At 48.6% G+C, this 5717-nt stretch carries 2 protein-coding genes; both read left to right on the plus strand.

Annotation, left to right across the window (positions count from 1 at the left end; all coding sequences use genetic code 11):
- Positions 1-84: 84 nt before the first annotated feature.
- On the plus strand, positions 85-5121 hold the full coding sequence (locus P8O70_19070; protein ID MDG2198942.1) for a sialidase domain-containing protein: 5037 nt from the start codon (positions 85-87) through the stop codon (positions 5119-5121).
- A 45-nt stretch (positions 5122-5166) separates the two neighbouring features.
- The coding region (locus P8O70_19075; GenBank protein ID MDG2198943.1) for a LamG domain-containing protein at positions 5167-5717 on the plus strand (551 nt) is incomplete at its 3' end.

Genomic DNA, 5717 nt, shown 5'->3' on the forward strand with positions numbered 1-5717 from the left:
GTCCTCTCTGGCCCACCCAACGGCACTGTCACCATCACTTTCTCTTCCGGAGACACTTCCGAGGCTACACTCTCACCGGCCACGATGAGCTTTGACAACACCACCTGGGCGACCCCCCAGACTCTCACCATCACGGCTCCCGAAGACTACAGCGTCGATGGCGATCAGACCACCACCATCAGCTACACCATCGCCTCCACCAATCCGACGGACACTCTTCATGGAGCCTCCGGCAACTTCAATGTAGTCACGGCTGATAGCGGAGCGACCGCGGTCACTGTGGCCAACAGCAGCCCCAGTGTCACCGAGGGCACCACCAACAACAGCACCACCTTTGCCCTCAGTGGTCCACCCAACGGCACCGTCACCGTCACGATTACTTCCAGCGACACCGGCGAAGCGACCGTCTCGCCAACCACGATGACCTTTGACAACACCACTTGGAATGTACCTCAGACGATCACCCTGAGCGGAGTAGAGGACTATTTCATTGACGGTAACCAAAGCAGCACGATCAGCTATACACTGAGTTCCACCGATACCACCGAGCCTTTCCACAACGCCTTTGGCAGCTTCAGCGCCAGCATCATCGACAGCGGCACCCGGCTCTTTGTAGTCTCTGATGACTCTCCAACGGTCAACGAGGGCTATTCCAGCACCATCACCTTTGCCCTGGATTCAGCGCCAGCCGGAACGGTCACTGTGGCGCTGAGCTCTGCTGATGATAATGAGACCACAGTCTCCCCCACCACGCTGACCTTCAACAGCGGTAACTACAATGTAGCCCAGACGATCACGCTCTATGGCACCGAAGACTACATCATCGATGGGAACCAGCAGACCGTGGTCAGCCTGGCGGTGACCTCCACCAATACAGGGGACGTGGTCCATAACGTCAACACCAGCATTACAGCGACCACTGTAGACAGTGGATTGGGTACGGCCTTCAGTCTCTCCACGGCGACCCCATCAGTGACGGAGGGTACCACTGACAACAGCACCACCTTTGTGCTGCTCTCCCCACCGAAGGGAACGGTGACGGTGACCTTCAGCTCTGCCGATGACAATGAGACGGTGGTCTCCCCGAATACGCTGACCTTCACCCCGGCCAATTGGAATGTGCCGCAGGCGCTGCCTTTGGTTGGAGTGGAGGACTTCATTGCCGATGGCAATCAGACCACCGCAATGAACGTCAGCTTCAGCTCGACCGATTCGACTGATGGGGTGCATGGAGAGACTGCCTCCTTCAACGTCATCACCAACGACAGTGGGATCACCGGGACCTTTACGCTCTCGCCGAGCACTCCCAGTGTTGCCGAGGGCAACAGTGACAACAGCAGCACCTTTGTGTTGACCTCAGCACCCAATGGAACCGTGACGGTGACGCTGAGCAGTGACAACAGCAGTGAGTTGGGGGTCTCTCCAACCAACCTGGTCTTTACTCCAGCTAACTGGAATGTACCTCAGAACTTCACGGTGACGGGAGTCGAAGACTTTAACGTCGATGGGACCCAGCCCACCAACATCAACATCTCCTACAGCTCCAGTGACACCACCGATGGCATTCATGGTCAGAGCAGCTCTTTTGCGGTGAACGTCACCGACAGTGGAAAGGGCGCAACTACCATCACCAGTGCTGTAGCAGGTGAACAAAAGGTTACGCTCAACTGGAGCGGCCCAGCTGGAATGAGCAGTTACACGATTTACTATACGAGTGATGGTTCAACACCAACAACCAGCAGCGACAATATTACGGTCTCGGATGGCACAGCTACTTCTTATGTTCTTGGTGGATTGACAGGAGGTTTGAACTACAACTTCAGCATTATAGCCAATTTAGGCGCGGACTCATCGAATCTTGTGGGACCTGTGGCGGCAACGCCATCAGTCTTGTCCTGCTCCCCAAGCTATACCCCAGACACCGACAGTGACCTGCTGGTCTACTACGACTTTGATGACACCAGTGGGGAAGGCCTGCATGACAAGAGTCCAGCCAACGGCCGGACTTCTTCAGCCTCGGCCTGGCCCTATGACTTGACCAATACTGGGGGAACACTGCGCTTTCCACAAGGCTGCACCAATGGAATGGCCGGCTACTTTGATTCGAGTTCAGGCTACGTTGAAAATAACAATCTCAACGACACTAGCACAGGAAATCGCTTCGTAAATGGCAACTTCACGATCACCATGTGGTTCTATGCCGAATCAGACATGGTCAATCACAGTGGCCTGATGGCTTCGAAGCAGGTGGCCGGGACAGGCAATGACGGGGGCAACTGGAGTTGGCAACTGGACTCCACCGGGAGTGCAAATCTGCGCTGGCGCTCATCACACGGAGCCAATTATACAAATGCTTCACGCTATACCCACACGGAGACGAGCAGTACCTATTCGAAAAACCAATGGACCCACGCTGCCTTTGTCAAGAATGACAATGGGACTAGCCAGATTTATTTGAATGGTGTGTTGGAAGCGACATCAAGTGAGACCCAGAATACTCCGATGAACAAGCTCTTCATTGGGGTGAATCGGGCTCTTGCAAACTCGTGGAAAGGCTACATTGATGAAGTCAAAGTCTATGGCAGAGCCTTCACTGCAGATAATGTCACGAATGCCTGTTTGCTCTATCAAGAATGTGAGAAGTATGTAAAACCAGCAACTCCTACTGGGCTGACTGCAACAAACCCTGGCAGTGGCACATCCATCAATCTGACTTGGAATACTGTCACAGGTGCTGATAACTACACTGTCTACTGGACAGATGATCCAAGCACACCAATCGATCCATCCAATCCTGCTACCTATGACAACTCCACCACAGTCACAGGAGCCTCGACCTCTGCCACAGGTTTAACAGCCAATACTTCCTATGACTTCACAATCATAGCGACCAATGCTGCTGGCAGTAGTTCTCCTGCGACTGAAGTCAATGCGACACCTACTCTGGTGCTGCCAGCAGCCATCGATAATGTGACTGCCTATCACGGATTCTATGGTGATGCGAAAATCTACACGGCTACTGATCCAGATAGATATTATATTTTCCCTCCTTCATATGCCATAACATGGAATGCTCACCCTGACTTTGTTTATTCTGCCAATGGAGATTATTACAAAGTTTTTATCTCAGATAATTTGAGTCAACCCATTGATCCAACAGACAGTAGCACTTATATCAGTCAACAATGGGCTACAACGAATAAAACGGTTATTCAGACTCGCCCCTTCATCACAATCGATGGCGTCACTCATAATGATGGCTTCTTGGAGAATAAACCTATAAGAATTGCTGTGGTTTTTGAGGATGATTCAAAAGGAGACATTCTATCACCAGTAACAGAGGTCACACCAACAATGGCTTCCGAAGCTTATCGTCAATGGGGTGACCTAAGAATTCATGGTGGCTTCTTTGCGGCTGGTGATAACAGTACACTCTATGGCTTTGGACGTTCTAATGGTGGTGACCCTATTCGCATTGAACATAAAGATATGGTCAATGTAGGTGAACGAGCAATCTTTGATGGTGCTTGGCTCAAAAGTGATGTCTTTCCTCTGATGGGTAATTCTGCTGGCAATGATTTTATGTTTTTGACTTGGTATCAACCCGAAAAGCCAGCTTTTAACCACAACTTCTCTACTGGCGGAACATATTTTAAGAGATCCCGCACCTCTAATTGGCGGCTTGAATCAAGCACAATTTCACCAAATTCAATTTGTGGAGCAAGCGATGCGGAAGATTGCGACTTCGCAATGGAACTTCAAGCAGAAGATACGGTAGGACTGATCATTCAGAATAGTGACGGCAGACAGTATAAGGGTTCAGGTATTGGTTACACCAACACTGGCTCAGGAACATTGAATGGCCCAACAGACTATGCTGCTAATGACTATACAACTTGGTCTGCTGGAAATGGGAGATATACAAAAGAGCATACAGGTTCTTCACACTGGTTAGACAATTCTTCGTATGCTGGAATGACGTTGTCCTCAACCAAAAACATAGTTCAAATCAATCTTGCCAATGCGGATGCTGCCATTTCAAAGGTGGCGATTCCGATTCCACCACCAGATAATCTCAGTGTTAGTGCTTCTGGCTCAAACATGAGTCTCAGTTGGGACAATTCAACTGCTCTTACCAATACCTATAGCATCTATCGAAGCGCAGATAACAGCACATGGAGCTTAGTCACAACACTCTCTGGATATGACAATAATACTTATACAGATTCTTCACTGAGTAATGGTACTTACTACTATAAGATTGGAGCCAATGGCACTTACTACACTTCAGACAACTCAACAGTAGCTTCTGGTGTGATTGCCACAGCATCACCAGCCTTCAAATACAGCATCACAGGCAATGACAATGATGTCAGTGAGGATGGAAGCTCAGACACAACCAGTTTGAATCTATATCTTGATGCTGCTCCAAATGGAAATGTGGTTGTGGATATCACTGTTTCTGACGCAACAGAATTGGCAATAGGTTCAACTCAATTGACTTTCACTCCAGCCAACTACGGTAATACTCAGAATTGGTCAGTCACTGGAGTTGATGATGCACTGGACGATGGCAACGTTGTTTCACAAGTAACCATTGCTATCAATGGGGCAGGTACAACCGACACAACTGGTTATGCCTCCTTGAGCAGCAAGAACAAGAGCATCACCACCTTGGACGATGATGCTGCTCCTGTTCTCAACTCAGTCACTGCTGGCACTCAGCTAAATACCTTATCATGGAACGCTTACAGCGGAGCTACTGCATATAGAATTTATTGGAGTACTTCATCACCTGTGACTACCAGCAGTAATGTGATTGATAATATATCAAATTCTGCAACATCCTATCAGCACTCAGGCAGAACAGCAGGCACTACTTATTACTATGCCTTTGTAGCAAACACCTCTGTTGGCTTCTCATCACTTTCTAATGAATTGAATGCCACCCCAACTGCAATTGCTGGATGCACAAGCTCTGGGGCTGTCGCAGACAATGATCCAGACTTGTTGGTGCATTATGCTTTTGAAGGGAACTTGGAGGATATTGAGGACACAAACTCAGATAATCGTTATGACCTGACAAATTCTAGCGGCACAATGCAATATGCTCAAAGTTGAGCCCAAGGCCAAGCTGCTTATATTGACGCTTCTTCTGGTTATGGAGTGAACACACAATTCACAAGTAGCAATGTGGGTGGAAATTTAGCCAATGACAACTTCAGCATCTCACTCTGGGTAGCCAAGGATGGGGATATGGAAGCTAATGCTACAGCATTAAACACAGGCTTCTACTCAACGAATTCTCCCAACAATAGCTGGGCAGAAAAGACTCAAATCGATGTTGACAGCAGCAACAAGTTAAGATGGAACACAAACAGCCCATCTCAGAATTACAACCTTCAGACAACATCAGCGATCAACACAAGCCAGTGGTATCATATCATAGTAACCCACAATAATGCTGGTGAATCAAAACTATATGTTGATGGTGTACTTGATGATTCAGAATCTGCTAGCTCCCACAATGCTGGTTTCTATGCCTTAAATGTCGGAATCAATCGTTCTGACAATCCAGCAAAAACATGGAAGGGCTACATCGATGAGGTCAAGGTCTTTGGCAGAACCTTTAGTGTTGATGATGTTGTCACTGATTGTATGAAAGCTGATAATTGTTCTTGGGTTCCGCCAACAGCACCAACTCTAGCTGGAACTGG

This window comes from SAR324 cluster bacterium (genome assembly GCA_029245725.1).
Taxonomy (GTDB): Bacteria; SAR324; SAR324; order SAR324; family NAC60-12; genus JCVI-SCAAA005.